The 15,291-nt window shown below is 65.8% G+C and carries 14 protein-coding genes; 11 read left to right on the plus strand and 3 right to left on the minus strand.

Translation table 11 applies throughout. The annotated features are described in order from the left end of the window. Nucleotides 1-7 precede the first annotated feature (7 nt). From hutH to hutG, 3 genes are all read left to right on the plus strand, one after another. Nucleotides 8-1,540, plus strand: coding sequence for a histidine ammonia-lyase (gene hutH / locus MJ122_RS16545; protein WP_239744840.1), 1,533 nt, complete (start codon nucleotides 8-10; stop codon nucleotides 1,538-1,540). Beyond that, the gene (gene hutI, locus MJ122_RS16550) at nucleotides 1,537-2,733 is read left to right on the plus strand and encodes an imidazolonepropionase (RefSeq protein ID WP_239744841.1); all 1,197 of its coding nucleotides are present in this window, start codon (nucleotides 1,537-1,539) and stop codon (nucleotides 2,731-2,733) included. The genes hutH and hutI overlap by 4 nt, the downstream gene beginning before the upstream one ends. A 204-nt stretch (nucleotides 2,734-2,937) precedes the next feature. After that, complete coding sequence (gene hutG, locus MJ122_RS16555; RefSeq protein ID WP_239744842.1) at nucleotides 2,938-3,741, plus strand: N-formylglutamate deformylase; 804 nt, start codon at nucleotides 2,938-2,940, stop codon at nucleotides 3,739-3,741. 97 nt (nucleotides 3,742-3,838) lie between these two features. On the opposite strand, the gene MJ122_RS16560 is transcribed toward hutG, so the two are convergent. Then, a complete protein-coding gene (locus tag MJ122_RS16560) occupies nucleotides 3,839-4,750 on the minus strand; it encodes a LysR substrate-binding domain-containing protein (RefSeq protein ID WP_239744843.1) in 912 nt (303 codons plus the stop codon). Between the two features lie 131 nt (nucleotides 4,751-4,881). Between MJ122_RS16560 and MJ122_RS16565 the strand changes: the two genes are divergently transcribed. Genes MJ122_RS16565 through MJ122_RS16575 form a run of 3 tightly spaced genes read left to right on the plus strand, consistent with a single transcriptional unit; the run spans nucleotide 4,882 to nucleotide 7,441 of the window. Then, nucleotides 4,882-6,126, plus strand: a complete 1,245-nt coding sequence (locus tag MJ122_RS16565) for a D-amino acid dehydrogenase (protein ID WP_239744844.1) — start codon at nucleotides 4,882-4,884, stop codon at nucleotides 6,124-6,126. A 24-nt stretch (nucleotides 6,127-6,150) separates the two neighbouring features. Continuing rightward, nucleotides 6,151-6,501 (plus strand): RidA family protein, encoded by a 351-nt coding sequence (locus tag MJ122_RS16570; RefSeq protein WP_239744845.1) that lies wholly within the window; start codon nucleotides 6,151-6,153, stop codon nucleotides 6,499-6,501. Nucleotides 6,502-6,541: 40 nt separating this feature from the next. Next, a complete protein-coding gene (locus MJ122_RS16575) occupies nucleotides 6,542-7,441 on the plus strand; it encodes a transporter substrate-binding domain-containing protein (protein WP_239744846.1) in 900 nt (299 codons plus the stop codon). A 5-nt stretch (nucleotides 7,442-7,446) separates the two neighbouring features. Here MJ122_RS16575 and MJ122_RS16580 read toward each other — a convergent pair whose 3' ends face one another. Together MJ122_RS16580 and MJ122_RS16585 are read right to left on the minus strand one after the other, a co-directional pair. Continuing rightward, nucleotides 7,447-7,923 (minus strand): NUDIX domain-containing protein, encoded by a 477-nt coding sequence (locus tag MJ122_RS16580; protein ID WP_239744847.1) that lies wholly within the window; start codon nucleotides 7,921-7,923, stop codon nucleotides 7,447-7,449. Next, nucleotides 7,920-8,348 carry a hypothetical protein gene (locus MJ122_RS16585; RefSeq protein WP_239744848.1) on the minus strand — a complete coding sequence of 143 codons (429 nt, stop codon included), beginning with the start codon at nucleotides 8,346-8,348 and terminating at the stop codon, nucleotides 7,920-7,922. Before MJ122_RS16585 ends, MJ122_RS16580 begins: the two co-directional genes overlap by 4 nt. Nucleotides 8,349-8,526: 178 nt before the next feature. Between MJ122_RS16585 and pip the strand changes: the two genes are divergently transcribed. The 5 genes from pip (at nucleotide 8,527) to MJ122_RS16610 (ending at nucleotide 15,289) form a co-directional block, all read left to right on the plus strand. Next, nucleotides 8,527-9,498 (plus strand): prolyl aminopeptidase, encoded by a 972-nt coding sequence (gene pip / locus MJ122_RS16590; protein WP_239744849.1) that lies wholly within the window; start codon nucleotides 8,527-8,529, stop codon nucleotides 9,496-9,498. Further along, nucleotides 9,495-9,932, plus strand: a complete 438-nt coding sequence (gene dtd, locus MJ122_RS16595) for a D-aminoacyl-tRNA deacylase (protein WP_239744850.1) — start codon at nucleotides 9,495-9,497, stop codon at nucleotides 9,930-9,932. Before pip ends, dtd begins: the two co-directional genes overlap by 4 nt. Before the next feature lie 240 nt (nucleotides 9,933-10,172). Next, nucleotides 10,173-11,702: a glucan biosynthesis protein G gene (locus tag MJ122_RS16600; RefSeq protein ID WP_085988859.1), complete on the plus strand. Its 1,530-nt coding sequence runs from the start codon at nucleotides 10,173-10,175 to the stop codon at nucleotides 11,700-11,702. Continuing rightward, a complete protein-coding gene (mdoH, locus tag MJ122_RS16605; RefSeq protein ID WP_239744851.1) occupies nucleotides 11,695-14,268 on the plus strand; it encodes a glucans biosynthesis glucosyltransferase MdoH in 2,574 nt (857 codons plus the stop codon). The genes MJ122_RS16600 and mdoH overlap by 8 nt, the downstream gene beginning before the upstream one ends. Nucleotides 14,269-14,491: 223 nt before the next feature. Beyond that, nucleotides 14,492-15,289, plus strand: a complete 798-nt coding sequence (locus MJ122_RS16610; RefSeq protein WP_239744852.1) for a transporter substrate-binding domain-containing protein — start codon at nucleotides 14,492-14,494, stop codon at nucleotides 15,287-15,289. Nucleotides 15,290-15,291 lie beyond the last annotated feature (2 nt).

Here is a 15,291-nt window from a genome sequence, read left to right on the forward strand (position 1 = left end):
GTTCTGCATGTCGTCCTCTTCCACCATCACCCTCGGCAACGGCCCGCTGCGCTGGCAGGACCTGGTCGCGGTGGCTCGCCATGGCGCGCCCCTGCAACTGGCGTCGGCGGCCTGGGCGCGCATCGACAATGCCCATGGCATCGTCGAGCGTATCGTCAGCCGCGGGGAACGGGCCTATGGCATCAGCACCGGGCTGGGTGCGCTGTGCAACGTGGTGCTGCAGGGCGAACAACTGGCGCAGCTCTCGCGCAACACCCTGCTCAGCCATGCCTGTGGCGTCGGCGAGCCGCTGAAGGACGAACAGACCCGCGCGATCATCTGCGCGGCCATCACCAACTACAGCCATGGCAAGTCCGGCCTGCACCGCCGCGTCGTGGAAGCGCTGGTCGCGCTGCTCAACCATGGCATCACCCCGCGCGTACCGTCGCAGGGCTCGGTCGGTTACCTGACCCACATGGCCCACGTCGGCGTGGCGCTGCTGGGTATCGGCGAGGTGAGTTATCGCGGCGAGATCGTTCCCGCCGCCCAGGCGCTGGCCGCCGAGGGCCTGGAACCGGTGCAACTGGGCGCCAAGGACGGGCTCTGCCTGGTCAACGGCACGCCGTGCATGACCGGCCTGAGCTGCCTCGCCCTCGACGACGCCACGCGCCTCTCGCAGTGGGCCGACGTCATCGGGGCCATGAGTTTCGAAGCCCTGCGCGGGCAGATCGACGCCTTCGACGCCGAGATCATCGCGCTCAAGCCGCACCCGGGCATGCAGAAGGTCGGCGCCAACCTGCGGGCGCTGCTCGAAGGCAGCGAAGTGATCGCCTCGAACCGTGGCATCCGCACCCAGGATGCCCTGAGCATCCGCTCCATGCCGCAGATCCACGGCGCCTGCCGCGACCAATTGGAGCACGCGGCAAAGCAGATCGAGACCGAGCTCAATTCCGCCACCGACAACCCGCTGGTACTGGGTACGCCGGACGACTACCGCGTGGTGTCCCAGGCCAACCCGCACGGTGAATCCGTGGCCATGGCTGCCGATCTGCTGGCAATCGCCGTGGCCGAGCTGGGCGGGGTTTCCGAGCGCCGCCTGGACCGCCTGATCAACCCGCTGGTCAGCGGCCTGCCAGCCTTTCTGGTCAGCCAGCCGGGCGTCAACTCGGGAATGATGATCGTGCAATACGTCGCCGCCTCCCTGGCCGGGGAGAACCGCCAGTTGGCGCAACCGGCGGTGGTGGACAACTACGTCACCTCCGGCCTGCAGGAAGACCACCTGAGCCTGGGCACCAGCGCCGCGCTCAAGCTCGGCCGCGCCATCGACAACAGCCGGCGCATCCTCGCCATCGAATACCTGCTGGCCGCCCAGGCCTTCGAATTCCTCAAGCCGCAGCGCTTCGGCAGCGGCACCGACTGCGCCTGGAGCCTGCTGCGCGAGCAGGTGCCCGCCTATGACAGCGACCGCTGGCTGGCGCCGGATATCGAGCGCGCCGCCGAGCTGCTGGCCGACCCGGCGGCGCTGCACAGCGTCGGCGCGAGCATCGGGAGACTGCAATGAACCACCTCTGGCAACACTGCCACGCGGCGACCATGAAGGATGGTCGTTATTCGATCATCGAGGACGCCGCGATCATTACCGAGGGCGAGCGCATCCGCTGGATCGGCCCGCGCGCCGAACTGCCCGAGCGCCCCGTGCAGAGCACCGACCTGGGCGGCGCCTGGGTCACGCCGGGCTTCATCGACTGCCATACCCACCTGGTCTTCGGCGGCGACCGCAGCGGCGAGTTCGAGCAGCGCCTGAACGGCGTCAGCTATGCCGAGATCGCGGCGGCCGGTGGCGGCATCGCCAGCACCGTGCGCGCCACCCGCGAAGCCAGCCTCCTGGAACTGATGGCCAGCGCCATCAAACGCGCTCGGCCTTTATTGGCTGACGGGGTCACGGTATTGGAAATCAAGTCCGGCTACGGCCTGGACTTGGAAAGCGAGCGCCGTATGTTGCGCGCTGCCCGCCGTCTGGAGCAGGAGTTGCCGGTAACAGTACGCACTACCTGCCTGGCGGCACACGCGTTGCCGCCGGAATATGCTGGCCGGCCCGACGACTATATCGATCAGGTCTGCAACCACATTCTCCCGGCGTTGGCAGAGGAAGGGCTGGTGGACGCAGTGGATGCCTTCTGCGAGCACCTGGCGTTCTCTCCGGCGCAGGTCGAGCGAGTATTCCAGGCCGCCCAGCGCCTGGGCCTGCCGGTGAAGCTGCACGCCGAACAATTGTCCTCGCTGCATGGCTCCAGCCTCGCCGCGCGGTATGGCGCGCTGTCCGCCGATCACCTGGAATTCATGGATGAAAGCGACGCCATCGCCATGGCCGAAGCCGGCACCGTTGCCGTGTTGCTGCCGGGCGCCTTCTTCGTCCTGCGCGAAACCCAGCTGCCGCCGATGGACGCCCTGCGCAAGCACGGCGTGAACATCGCCATCGCCAGCGACCTCAACCCCGGCACCTCGCCCGCGCTGTCGCTGCGCCTGATGCTGAACATGGCCTGCACCGCCTTCCGCCTGACTCCGGAAGAAGCGCTGGCCGGCGTCACCCTCAACGCCGCCCGCGCGCTCGGCATGGCCGACAGCCACGGCAGCCTGGAAGCGGGCAAGGTCGCCGACTTCATCGCCTGGGACATCCAGCGCCCCGCCGAACTGGCCTACTGGCTCGGCGGCGACCTGCCCAAGCGCGTCATTCGTCACGGGCAGGAGCTGTGAAGCCACCAGATCAAAAGCCCCTCACCCTAACCCTCTCCCGCGAGCGGGAGAGGGGACCGTTCGGTGCAGGATGAAATTGCAGCATCAGCCGGCGCGGACAGCCCCCTCTCCCTTCAGGGAGAGGGTTGGGGAGAGGGGAAAGCATTGGCACCGACATTCAGTTCGACAATGAACTCATCTCGCTTGGTCTGGAGATAACTACCGATGGACAACGTTCTCGAATTCAAGCGCGGCCGCGTGCCGCTGCTGATCAGCATGCCGCACCCCGGCATCCGCCTGACCCCAGCCGTGGAAGCCGGCCTGGTCGACGAAGCCCGCGAACTGGCCGACACCGACTGGCACATCCCGCGGCTCTACGCCTTCGCCGAGGAGCTGGGCGCCAGCACCCTGGCCGCCAACTACTCCCGCTACGTCATTGACTTGAATCGCCCGGCCGACGACAAGCCGCTGTACAGCACCGCCACCACCGGCCTCTACCCGGACACCCTGTTCGACGGTCGTCCGCTGTTCAAGGACGGCCTGACACCCTCGCCGGAGGAGCGCGCGCTTTACCTCGCTGAAGTCTGGACGCCGTACCACCGCACCCTGGCTGACGAACTGGCGCGCCTGAAGGCCGAGTTCGGTTATGCGTTGCTGTGGGATGCGCACTCGATCGCCTCGGTGATCCCGCACCTGTTCGACGGCAAGCTGCCGGACTTCAACATCGGCACCAACAGCGGTGCAAGCTGCGATGCGGAGCTGGCCGAGCGGCTGGTCGCGGTATGCGCCGACGCACCGGCTTACCGGCACATCCTCAACGGCCGCTTCAAGGGTGGGCACATCACCCGCCACTACGGCCAGCCGCAGGACAACGTGCACGCGGTGCAGCTGGAACTCGCACAGTGCAACTACATGGATGAGCAGGCGCCCTTCGGCTACCGCGAAGACCTCGCCGCGCCGACCGCCCAGGTACTGCGGCGTATGCTGGAAACCTTCATCGCCTGGGGCCGCGAGCGCTACGGCCGCTGAGTTTTACGCAGCTTCCTGCCGCGCCGGGATTGTCGGCGCGGCGCCGCCGGACCACGCATCCCGGCGGCGCGTCCCCGGTGCGGCAGGGGGCTGTCTTTTATTCGACGCGAAGCTTCGCCAGTTGCTTTTCGGCATGCCGCACCAGCATCTCCAGCAACAATGCCTGGGTATGCGGTGGGGTTTCGTCGGCGCGGGTGAGGGCGTAGAGCGTTACCTTCATGGTGGGGGACAGGGTGCGCTGCACGGTCAGGCGCTCGTCGGCGCCCAGCGCGGTGAAGGGGTCGACCAACGCCAATCCCGTGCCGGCTTCCACCAGCGTGCGCGCCAGGGCGTAGGTCTGCACCGCGATGCGCACGCGTGGTGGCGGCTCGATAGTCGCCAGATGGCCTTCCAGGCGTGCCGAAAGCGGGTCGGAAGTGGACAGGCCAATCATGGGTTCGCCCGCCAGTTCGTCCAGCGTCAGGACCTCGCCCACTCGATCCTCCGGCCAATGGCCGCGTGGCGCCAGGGCCACCAGCGGGCCAGTGGCGATGGGCTGCGAGCGCAGGCCGGGGTGGTCGGTCTGCTGCAGGGTCAGGGCGAGATCGAGTTCGCGCATCAACAGGTTCTGGATCAGCTCGCGGGAATGCTGGGTGGCCAGTTCGCAACTGCTCTGCGGGTAGCGGTCGGTCCATTCGCGGATCACCGGCGGCAGCAGCGACAGCGCCATCGCCGGCGTGGCGCCCACGCGCAGGCGGTTTTCCGGCTGGCCGCGCAGGCTCTGCGCGAGGCGCCGCACGCCCTGCAGGCTTTCGCTGACCTTGGCCACTTCGCGCTCCAGTTCCAGCGCCTCGGGCGTCGCCTGCAGCTTGCCGCGCACGCGCAGGAACAGCGGGAAGCCCAGTTGCTGCTCGGCGTGCTGCAGCACTTTGGTCACCGCCGGCTGGGAGACGTGCAGCAACTGCGCCGCGCCGCTGATCGAGCCGGTCTCGCGGATGGCCTGGAACACTTCGATATGGCGCAGGCGCATGGGCACTCCCCTTGTGCGAATAAAGTGCGCGTATAACGCTAGGTTATGGGTTTCCCATCTTTATTCATTGTCCGCCGCCTGTCATCCGGCTCTAAGGTCGAGGCCTGGAATCGACTGGCGGTGGGATGGAAATGGCACAGCGGGTTTGCATCATCGGCGCGGGCGTGGTCGGACTGGCCACCGCCCATGCGCTGGTCCTCGAAGGATTCGACGTCACCGTGCTGGAAGCGCGGGATGCGGCCGGGCTGGAAACCAGCTTCGCCAACGGCGGCCAGCTGTCCTACCGCTATGTCGCGCCGCTGGCCGATGCCGGCGTTCCGCAGCAGGCGTTGGGCTGGCTGCTGCGCGGGGACTCGCCGCTGCGTCTGCGCCCGCGCCTGGACCCGGCGCAATGGCGCTGGCTGTTGCAGTTCACGGCGGCCTGCCGGCGCTCGGTGAACCAGGCCAACGCGAAACACCTTCTGCGCCTCGCGCTGTTCAGCCAGGGCACGCTGGCGCAGTGGCGCGAGGAGGGGCTGGAGGGTTTCGACTGGCGGCGCAACGGCAAGCTGGTGGGGTTCCGCGACGAAGGCAGCTTCCGCAGCGCGCGACAGAACCTGTCCGATCCTGCCGCGCAATTCGTGCTCTCGGCGCAGCAGTGCCGTGAGCTGGACCCGGCGCTGGAGCGCGCGCCCTTCGTCGGTGGCATCCATACGCCGGACGAAGAGGTGGCCGACTGCTTCCTGTTCTGCCAGCGGCTGGCCGAGCGGCTCCAGGCTTCCGGCCGTTGCCGCCTCGTCTACGGGCATCCGGCATCGAGGTTGGTCCTGCGCAATGGCGCCGTGGCCGGCGTAGAGGCGGGCGGCCAGACCTTCGAGGCCGATCACATCGTCCTCGCCGCCGGCTACCGCAGCGCCGCGCTATTGCCGGGCGGGCCGCGCCTGCCGCTCTATCCGCTCAAGGGCTACAGCCTGACCGCGCCGATCCGTGCCGGCGACCACGCGCCGGATGTGAGCCTCACCGACTATGACCGCAAGGTGGTCTACGCGCGTATCGGCGAGCGCCTGCGCATCGCTGCCATGGTCGACATCGTCGGCTTCGACCCGCGCCTGGAGCCCAAGCGGCTGGCGCTGATCCGCCAGCAGGCGGCGGACACCCTGCCGGACGCCTGCGACTACGGCGCCGCCATCGAATGGGCCGGCATGCGCCCGGCGACGCCCACCGGCGTGCCGCTGGTGGGCGCCTGCGGCCCGCGCGGGCTGTGGCTCAACCTCGGGCACGGCGCGCTCGGTTTCACCCTGGCCTGCGGCAGTGCGCAGCTGATCGCCGCGCAGATCGCCGGCCGCCGCCCGGATATCGACACCAGCGGCCTCACGCCCGAGCGGCTGGCCGGCTGACTTCAACGGATCAGGAGACTCACCATGCAACTCACACGCATCGCTACCAACGACCGTCTTTCCGGCGCTATGGTCTTCGGCTCGCTGGTATTCCTCTCCGGGCAGGTGCCCGGCCAGGCCACCGACATCCAGGGCCAGACCTGCGAGGTGCTGGAGAAGATCGACGCACTGCTGGCCGAGGCCGGCACCGACAAGGCGAACCTGCTCAGCGCGACGATCTACCTGAAGGACATCGCCACCGACTTCGAGGCCATGAACGGCATCTGGTCCGCCTGGCTGCCCGAAGGCTGCGCGCCGACCCGCACCACAGTGCAGGCGCTGCTGGCGCGGCCGTCGGTGCTGGTGGAAATCACCGTGATCGCAGCGCGGCCCTGACTCTCAACCCGACCCACAACAACAAGAGGGGATCGAACCCATGAAACGACTCGCACTGGGAATGCTGGCGGCGTCCAGCCTGGTCTGCGCGCTGGCGCAGGCGAACGAAGCGTTGGACGGCACGCTGAAGAAAGTCGCTGACCGCGGCACGATAACCCTGGGTTATCGCGACGCCTCGGTGCCGTTCTCCTACCTGGGCGACAACAGCGGGAAGCCCATGGGCTATTCGGTGGAGCTGGCCGGCAAGGTGGTCGAGCGCATCAAACAGAAGCTCGATAAGCCGGACTTGAAGGTGAAGTACAACCTGGTGACTTCGCAGACACGTATCCCGCTGGTGCAGAACGGCACGGTCGACCTGGAATGCGGCTCCACCGGTGTCACCGCCGAGCGACTGAAGCAGGTCGCCTTCTCCTACGGCTTCATCTATGTGAAGGGTCAGCTGCTGACCGCCAAGGACAGTGGCATCCAGGGTTTCCCCGACCTCAAGGGCAAGAACGTGGTGACCACCGCCGGCACCACCAACGAGCGCTACCTCAAGGCCTACAACGCCGAGCACAAGCTGGGCATGAACGTGGTCAGCGCCAAGGACCACGGCGAAGCCTTCCTCATGCTGCAGTCCGGCCGCGCCGTGGCCTTCTACATGGACGACGCGCTGCTCTACGGCGAGAAGGCCAAGGCTCGCGATCCGCACCGGTGGGTGGTGGTGGGCGAGCCGCAGTCGCGGGAAATCTACGCCTGCATGGTGCGCAAGGACGACCCGCAGTTCCTCGCCCTGGTCAACCAGACCCTGGCCGACCTGTATTCGTCCGGCGAGATCAAGGGCATCTACCAGCGCTGGTTCGAGCAGCCGATTCCGCCGAAGAACCTCAACCTGGAATTCCCCATGACTGCCGAGCTGCAGGCGATCATCGCCAAGCCCACCAGCGAACCGGTGCAGTAACGCCGCTAGCGTTGCAGGCCGAGGTGGCGGATCAATGGCTGCGCCTCGGCCAGGCGCTCCCAGACGTCGTCGAGCAATTCGGCGGGGTAGTAGGAGGGCAGGCGTGGCAGTTCCTGGCGCGGCACCCACGCGACCTCGCGGATATCGAACTCGTCGCCGCCCAGGCCGCGCAGGTTGTCCAGGCTGACCTGGCCCTCCCAGGTATCCACCCGGTAGAACAACTCCATGTGGAAGCGTCCAGCCAGCGGTTCGGCGAACTCGCGTACGTAAACCAGCGGGCCGACTTCCACCGTCAGGCCGGTTTCCTCCCGGCACTCGCGGCGCACCGTGTCGCGGGTGGAGTCGTCCTTGTCCGACTCGAAGCCGCCGCCGGGCGGAATCCAGTACAGGTCGCCGCCAACCTCGTGGCGCACCAGCAGGATTTCATCGTTGCGCAGCAGCAGGCCGGCGGCGCGGATGCGGTGTTGCAGGGGCGGATTCATTGCCAGTCGAGCCTCGCCAATTTCCATTCGGAGCCGTCGCGCCACCATTCCAGCTTCACGGAGTAGTGCCCGGCGCTGTCGGGGATGAGGTTCTCGGCACCCGTAAGGGCAATCTGCGCGTCAGTATGGCCGCGATTGGCGTAAGTCGGGTCGACCCGGCTCTGGCTGCTGAGCAGGATCACCTTGACCTGCTGGTGGCGCAGGAACATCAGCGTCATGGTGCGCTTGGCCCAGTCGCGGTCGAACTCGCCGTTGGCGCGGAAATCGCCGGCCAGCTGATCGATCACGGCCCCGCTATTCTTGGCTTCGAGGTTGTCCTGCAATTGCTTGACGGCGGCGTCCAGCTGCGCGCGCGGATCGTCCCGGCCGCAGCCGCTCAGAGTGAGCACTAGCAGCAATAGAGAAAGAAACAACTTCCGTGGCATGGCTCACTAACTCCCTTATGGGTTTTTCGCTGGCCCGAGTATCATGCCCGACACCGTGGGGGCCGAAGACTTTCGATGGAAGTCGCGCCGCGGCAACGCGACTTTCTATAAGTAGGCGACAGGCCCTAGGATGGTTACTGGTCCGGAGCGACCGTATGCACTGATCCAGGAGCGAGCCATGCAAACTTTGTATCCGGAAATCAAGCCTTACGCGCGCCATGAACTGGCCGTCGAAGAGCCCCACGTCCTCTATGTGGACGAGAGCGGCATGCCCGACGGACTGCCGGTTCTGTTCATCCATGGCGGCCCTGGCTCCGGTTGCGATGCCATGTCGCGGCGCTTCTTCGACCCCAACATCTACCGCATCGTCACCTTCGACCAGCGCGGCTGTGGCCGCTCCACGCCTTACGCGAGCCTGGAGAACAACACCACCTGGCACCTGGTCGAGGATATCGAGCGCATCCGCGAGCACCTGGGCATCGACAAGTGGGTGCTGTTCGGCGGCTCCTGGGGTTCGACCCTGTCGCTGGCTTACGCCCAGGCGCATCCCGACCGTGTGCTGGCGCTGATTGTGCGCGGCATCTTCCTCTGCCGTCCGCAGGAAATCCGCTGGTTCTATCAGGAAGGGGCGAGCCGCCTGTTCCCCGATTACTGGGAGGACTACCTGGCGCCGATTCCCGCCGACGAGCAGGACGACCTGCTGCACGCCTTCCACCGCCGCCTGACCGGCCCGGACCAGATCGCCCAGATGCACGCCGCCCGTGCCTGGTCCACCTGGGAAGGTCGCACTGCCACGCTGCGTCCGAATCCGGCGGTGGTCGAGCGCTTCGCCGACCCGCACCGCTCGCTGTCCATCGCTCGCATCGAGAACCACTACTTCGTCAACAACGGTTTCCTCGAGCCCGACCAGTTGTTGCGCGACATGCACAAGATCGCCCACCTGCCGGGCGTGATCGTCCACGGCCGCTATGACGTGGTATGCCCGCTGGACAATGCCTGGGCACTGCACAAGGCCTGGCCCAACAGCGAACTGCAGATCGTCCGCGATGCCGGCCACGTCGCCGGTGAGCCAGGCATCACCGATGCGCTGGTGCGTGCCACCAACGAGATCGGCCGGCGCCTGCTGAACCTCCCGCCGGAGGCTGAATGAAGAGTCTGATCCAGCGGGTGCGCGGCGCCCGCGTCGAGGTCGATGGGGACATCGTCGGTGCCATCGACCACGGGCTGCTGGCGCTGGTGGGCGTCGAGCCCCAGGATGACGAGGCTTGCGTGAACCGTTTGTTGCACAAGCTGCTTAACTATCGAGTGTTTGGCGACGATGAAGGTAAGATGAACCTTTCATTGAGCGATGTCGGCGGCGGTCTGCTGCTGGTCTCGCAGTTCACCCTGGCCGCGGATACCCGAAAGGGGCTGCGACCGAGCTTTTCCAGCGCGGCGCCACCTGAAAAGGGCGCCGCGTTGTTCGATCTACTCGTGGAGCTGGCGCGAGAGCGTCATCCGCTGGTCGCCACTGGCCGTTTTGGCGCCAACATGCAGGTCCACCTGGTCAATGACGGCCCGGTGACCTTTCTACTGGAGGCTTGAACGCGCGGCAGCTTGTCATATCGCCGTGGGATGATGGTTAGGGCTTATGTACTTAGAACAATGCGCCTCCGGGAGCTCGAAGTACCCGTGGAAAAAAGCGGGGAATCATTCAGGCTCAACGGGGTCGGAATTCAATCGCCAGCAGATTGGCATCGCCTTTGCTGGCTTTAATCGTTTTGTGTTCACGGACGAGGGGGACTCGTGATTTTCCGTTCCGTTCAACAACCGCTTTCGCGCCAAATCCTTCGCGGACTGGTCGGCTCCGCCCTGTTGGCGTTGAGCGCTACCCACGCCTGGGCCTTCAATCTCGACGACGTTGGCGAAAAGGCCAAGGCGCTGGCTGCAGAGAAGTACAGCGCACCGACGAGCAATCTGCCATCGGAATTCAGCGAAATGAAGTTCGCCGATTACCAGCAGATTCGCTTCCGTAACGAGAAGGCCTACTGGGCCGACGAGAAGACCCCCTTCAAGATCAGCTTCTATCACCAGGGCATGCACTTCGACACCCCGGTGAAGATCAACGAGGTCACGGCGACCGATGTGAAGGAGATCAAGTACGATCCCTCCCGTTTCGACTTCGGTACCCTGAAGTTCGACGCCAATGCCACCAAGGATCTGGGCTACGCCGGCTTCCGCCTGCTGTACCCGATCAATTCCCCCGACAAGCAGGACGAGATCGCCACCTTCCTGGGCGCGAGCTACTTCCGCATCATTGGCAAGGACCAGTGGTGGGGCCTGTCCGCACGCGGCCTGGCGCTGGACACCGCGCTGCCGTCGGGTGAGGAATTCCCGCGCTTCCGCGAGTTCTGGATCGAGAAGCCCAAGGCCAAGGACAAGCACCTGGTGATCTTCGCGCTGCTGGATTCGCCCCGTGCGACCGGCGCGTATCGCTTCACCATCCGTCCGGGCAACGACACCGTGGTCGATGTGAAGGCCCGCGTGTTCCTGCGCGACAAGGTCAGCAAGCTGGGCCTGGCACCGCTGACCAGCATGTTCCTGTTCGGCTCCAACCAGCCTTCGGCGGAGCACAACTTCCGCCCGGAACTGCATGACTCCACCGGCCTGCAGATCCATGCTGGCAACGACGAGTGGATCTGGCGCCCGCTGAACAACCCCAAACACCTGTCCGTCAGCGCCTACAGCGTCGAAAACCCGAAAGGTTTCGGCCTGCTGCAGCGCGGCCGTGAGTTCTCGCGCTACGAAGATCTCGACGACCGTTACGACCTGCGTCCGTCCGCCTGGGTCGAGCCGCAGGGCGATTGGGGCAAGGGCACCATCGAACTGGTGGAAATCCCGACCCCCGACGAGACCAACGACAACATCGTTGCCTTCTGGAATCCGGAGAAGCGCCCGGAAGCCGGTGAGCCGCTGGATTTCGCCTACCGCATGCGCTGGACCAAGGACGAGCAGGCCCTGCACGATCCGAAGAGCGCCTGGGTCATGCAGACCCTGCGCTCGGTCGGTGACGTGAAGCAGAAGAACCTGATCCGCCAGCCTGACGGCAGCGTCGCTCTGGTCGTCGATTTCGTCGGCCCGACCCTGAAGGCGCTGGCAGGCGATGCCCCGGTGACCACCCAGGTGAGCACCGACGACAACGCCGAAGTGAAGGAAAACAGCCTGCGCTACAACGCAGTGACTCAGGGCTGGCGTCTGACCCTGCGGATCAAGGTCAAGGATCCGAAGAAGCCGACGGAGATGCGTGCTGCCCTGGTCAACGGTGGCCAGACCATTTCCGAAACCTGGAGCTACCAGCTGCCTGCCGATGAATAATTCCACCGCTACCACCGCGCCGGTGGCCGACTACCTCGCGCACCTGCCCCTTTCGGCGCAGGAGCGTGAGCGGCTGGCCAGGGCCGGTTCCTTCAGCGAGCTGCACGAGCAGCTCGCTGGCGATGTCCAGGGTGAAGACGCTGCGCTGGCTTCGGTCGGTGCGCGTCTGCGCCACGGCTACGGCCAGGACCTGGACGATGCCCAGATGCTGGGCATGGACGACAACGGTCGCACCTACCTCAAGGCCGCGCCGCCGATCCAGCGCACCAAGGTGATTCCCGAGCCCTGGCGCACCAATCCGCTCATGCGCGGCTGGCGCCGGCTGACCGGCCGCAGCAACCCGGCCAAACCTGTCCGTGACCTGCCCAAGGCACGTTGGCAGCGGGTTGGCTCGCTACGCCGGTTCATCCTGGTCCTGCTCATGCTCGGTCAGACCAGCGTCGCCACCTACTACATGAAAGGCATCCTGCCCTATCAGGGTTGGGCCTTCGTCGACCTGGAAGAGATCAACCGCCAGACCTGGCTGCAGACCCTGGAACAGGTGCTGCCCTACGCCATCCAGTTCGGCGTGCTGGCGCTCTTCGCCATCCTCTTCTGCTGGGTTTCGGCCGGCTTCTGGACGGCCCTGATGGGCTTCTGGGAGCTGCTCACCGGCCGCGACCGCTACCGTATTTCCGGCAGCAGCGCGGGCAGCGAGCCGATTGCCGCCGATGCGCGTACCGCCATCGTCATGCCGATCTGCAACGAGGACGTCCCGCGCGTCTTCGCCGGCCTGCGGGCGACCTACGAATCGGTAGCGGCCAGCGGTGAGCTGGATCGCTTCGACTTCTTCGTGCTCAGTGACACCAACCAGCCCGACATCGCCATGGCCGAAGAAAAGGCCTGGATCGAGCTGTGCAAGGAAGCCCTGGGCTTCGGTCGCATCTTCTACCGCCGCCGCCGGCGCCGGGTGAAGCGCAAGAGCGGCAACATCGACGACTTCTGCCGTCGCTGGGGTGGCCAGTACAAGTACATGGTCGTCATGGACGCCGACAGCGTGATGAGCGGCGACTGCCTGACCAAGCTGGTGCGCCTGATGGAGGCCAACCCCGAGGCCGGCATCATCCAGACCGCACCCAAGGCGTCGGGCATGGACACCCTCTATGCGCGCATGCAGCAGTTCGCCACCCGCGTCTACGGCCCGCTGTTCACCGCCGGCCTGCACTTCTGGCAGCTCGGCGAATCCCACTACTGGGGGCACAACGCGATCATCCGGGTGAAACCCTTCATCGAGCACTGCGCGCTGGCGCCGCTGCCGGGCAAGGGTTCCTTCGCCGGTGCGATCCTCTCCCACGACTTCGTCGAAGCCGCGCTGATGCGCCGCGCCGGCTGGGGCGTGTGGATCGCCTACGACCTGGAAGGCAGCTACGAGGAGTTGCCGCCCAACCTGCTGGACGAGCTCAAGCGCGACCGCCGCTGGTGCCATGGCAACCTGATGAACTTCCGCCTGTTCCTGGTCAAGGGCATGCACCCGGTGCACCGCGCGGTGTTCCTCACTGGCGTGATGTCGTACCTGTCGGCGCCGTTGTGGTTCTTCTTCCTGGTGCTGTCCACCGCGCTGCTGGCAGTGCACCAGTTGATGGAGCCGCAATATTTCCTCGAGCCGCGCCAGCTGTTCCCGATCTGGCCGCAGTGGCACCCGGAAAAGGCCATCGCCCTGTTCTCCACCACCCTGACCCTGCTGTTCCTGCCCAAGCTGCTCAGCGTCATGCTGATCTGGGCCAAGGGCGCCAAGGGCTATGGTGGCGTGGTCAAGGTGACCTTGAGCATGCTGCTGGAAATGCTCTTCTCGGTACTCCTCGCCCCGGTGCGCATGCTCTTCCATACCCGCTTCGTGCTGGCTGCGTTCCTTGGCTGGGAAGCGCAGTGGAAGTCGCCGCAGCGCGACGACGACGACACCCCCTGGAGCGAGGCGATTCGCCGCCACGGCCTGCAGACGCTGCTGGGCCTGTGCTGGGCGCTGCTGGTGGCGTGGCTGAACCCGCGTTTCCTGTGGTGGCTGTCGCCCATCGTGGGCGCCCTGATGCTGTCGATCCCGGTCTCGGTGATCAGCAGCCGGGTCAAGCTGGGCCTGGCTTCGCGCGATGAGAAGCTGTTCCTCATCCCCGAGGAATACGACACTCCGCGCGAGCTGCGTGCCACCGACGAGTACACCTACCAGAACCGCTGGCAGGCGCTGAAGGACGGCTTTGTCCGTTCCGCCGTCGACCCGGTCCTGAACGCCCTGGCTTGTGCCATGGGCACTGCCCGTCACGGCCATTCCGCCCCCATCGAAGCGACCCGCGCCGCGCTGGTCGAGAAGGCACTGGAAGCCGGTCCCGAGCAGCTCGACGGCAACCGCCGCCTGGCGCTGCTGAGCGACCCGGTGGCGCTGTCGCGCCTGCACCTGGCAGTGTGGCAAGGCGACAAGGAGCAGTGGATCGGCCCCTGGCGGCAATCGCTGAAAGCCGATGCCCATGCCCCGGCTGTGCCCTTGGCGCCGGTTGCGGAGCAGGGCGCCATGGCGCTTCCCGCGGCGCAATCCTGATCCTGCGCCGCCCTCATCCCATCGCGGGTGCGGGCGGCGTGGCGGTTCAGCCTGTTTTCCCCGCGCAGCGCTGCTGGTACCCTGCGCCAGCTATCCAGAAAAGATTGAGATATCCGTCGCATGGGGTACGCTTCGCACCCCTTGAACGCCCGGCCTGCCGTGCGTACACGGTTCGATCGCTGGAAAAAACAACAAGTTCTTTCACTTGCTTGGGAGTATGGGGATGAAAAAGTACCTGGCATCGCTGGTGATGGGCGTCTGCGCCCTGGTCAGCGTGAGCGCGGCTCAGGCCGGCGCCATCGATGAAGCGGCCAAGCGCGGCACCCTGCGCGTGGGCATGGACCCGACCTACATGCCGTTCGAGATGACCAACAAGCGCGGTCAGATCGTCGGTTTCGAAGTGGACCTGCTCAAGGCCATGGCCAAATCCATGAACGTCAAGCTGGAGCTGGTCTCCACCGCCTATGACGGCATCATCCCGGCCCTGCTCACCGACAAGTTCGACATGATCGGCTCGGGCATGACCCTGACCCAGGAGCGCAACCTGCGCCTGAACTTCACCGATCCCTTCATCGTGGTCGGCCAGACCCTGCTGATCCGCAAGGAACTGCAAGGCGAGATCAAGTCCTACAAGGACCTGAACGACGCCAAATACCGCATCACCTCCAAGATCGGCACCACCGGCGAGTTCGTCGCCAAGAAGCAGCTGTCCAAGGCCCAGTACCACGGCTTCGACAACGAGCCCGAAGCGGTCATGGACGTGGTCAACGGCAAGGCCGACGCCTTCATCTACGACTCGCCCTACAACGTCGTTGGCGTGAGCAAGTTCGGCGCCGGCAAGCTGGTACACCTGGACCAGCCGTTCACCTACGAGCCGCTGGCCTTTGGCCTGAAGAAGGGCGACTACGACTCGATCAACTTCATCAACAACTTCCTCAAGCAGATTCGTGAAGACGGCACCTACGATCGCATTCACGACAAGTGGTTCAAGAACACCGACTGGCTCAAGGACATGGAATAATC

The organism is Pseudomonas sp. DP-17 (genome assembly GCF_022380625.1).
In the GTDB taxonomy this organism is placed as follows: domain Bacteria; phylum Pseudomonadota; class Gammaproteobacteria; order Pseudomonadales; family Pseudomonadaceae; genus Pseudomonas; species Pseudomonas nitroreducens_A.

What these genes read in the sequence shown, in the direction of transcription:
- mdoH (WP_239744851.1), top strand. Translation starts at nt 11,695, where the DNA reads ATGAATAATTCCACCGCTACCACCGCGCCGGTGGCCGACTACCTCGCG.
- hutG (WP_239744842.1), top strand. Translation starts at nt 2,938, where the DNA reads ATGGACAACGTTCTCGAATTCAAGCGCGGCCGCGTGCCGCTGCTGATC.
- MJ122_RS16575 (WP_239744846.1), top strand. Translation starts at nt 6,542, where the DNA reads ATGAAACGACTCGCACTGGGAATGCTGGCGGCGTCCAGCCTGGTCTGC.
- MJ122_RS16570 (WP_239744845.1), top strand. Translation starts at nt 6,151, where the DNA reads ATGCAACTCACACGCATCGCTACCAACGACCGTCTTTCCGGCGCTATG.
- MJ122_RS16565 (WP_239744844.1), top strand. Translation starts at nt 4,882, where the DNA reads ATGGCACAGCGGGTTTGCATCATCGGCGCGGGCGTGGTCGGACTGGCC.
- MJ122_RS16560 (WP_239744843.1), bottom strand. Translation starts at nt 4,750, where the DNA reads ATGCGCCTGCGCCATATCGAAGTGTTCCAGGCCATCCGCGAGACCGGC.
- MJ122_RS16580 (WP_239744847.1), bottom strand. Translation starts at nt 7,923, where the DNA reads ATGAATCCGCCCCTGCAACACCGCATCCGCGCCGCCGGCCTGCTGCTG.
- MJ122_RS16610 (WP_239744852.1), top strand. Translation starts at nt 14,492, where the DNA reads ATGAAAAAGTACCTGGCATCGCTGGTGATGGGCGTCTGCGCCCTGGTC.
- hutH (WP_239744840.1), top strand. Translation starts at nt 8, where the DNA reads ATGTCGTCCTCTTCCACCATCACCCTCGGCAACGGCCCGCTGCGCTGG.
- MJ122_RS16585 (WP_239744848.1), bottom strand. Translation starts at nt 8,348, where the DNA reads ATGCCACGGAAGTTGTTTCTTTCTCTATTGCTGCTAGTGCTCACTCTG.
- pip (WP_239744849.1), top strand. Translation starts at nt 8,527, where the DNA reads ATGCAAACTTTGTATCCGGAAATCAAGCCTTACGCGCGCCATGAACTG.
- dtd (WP_239744850.1), top strand. Translation starts at nt 9,495, where the DNA reads ATGAAGAGTCTGATCCAGCGGGTGCGCGGCGCCCGCGTCGAGGTCGAT.
- hutI (WP_239744841.1), top strand. Translation starts at nt 1,537, where the DNA reads ATGAACCACCTCTGGCAACACTGCCACGCGGCGACCATGAAGGATGGT.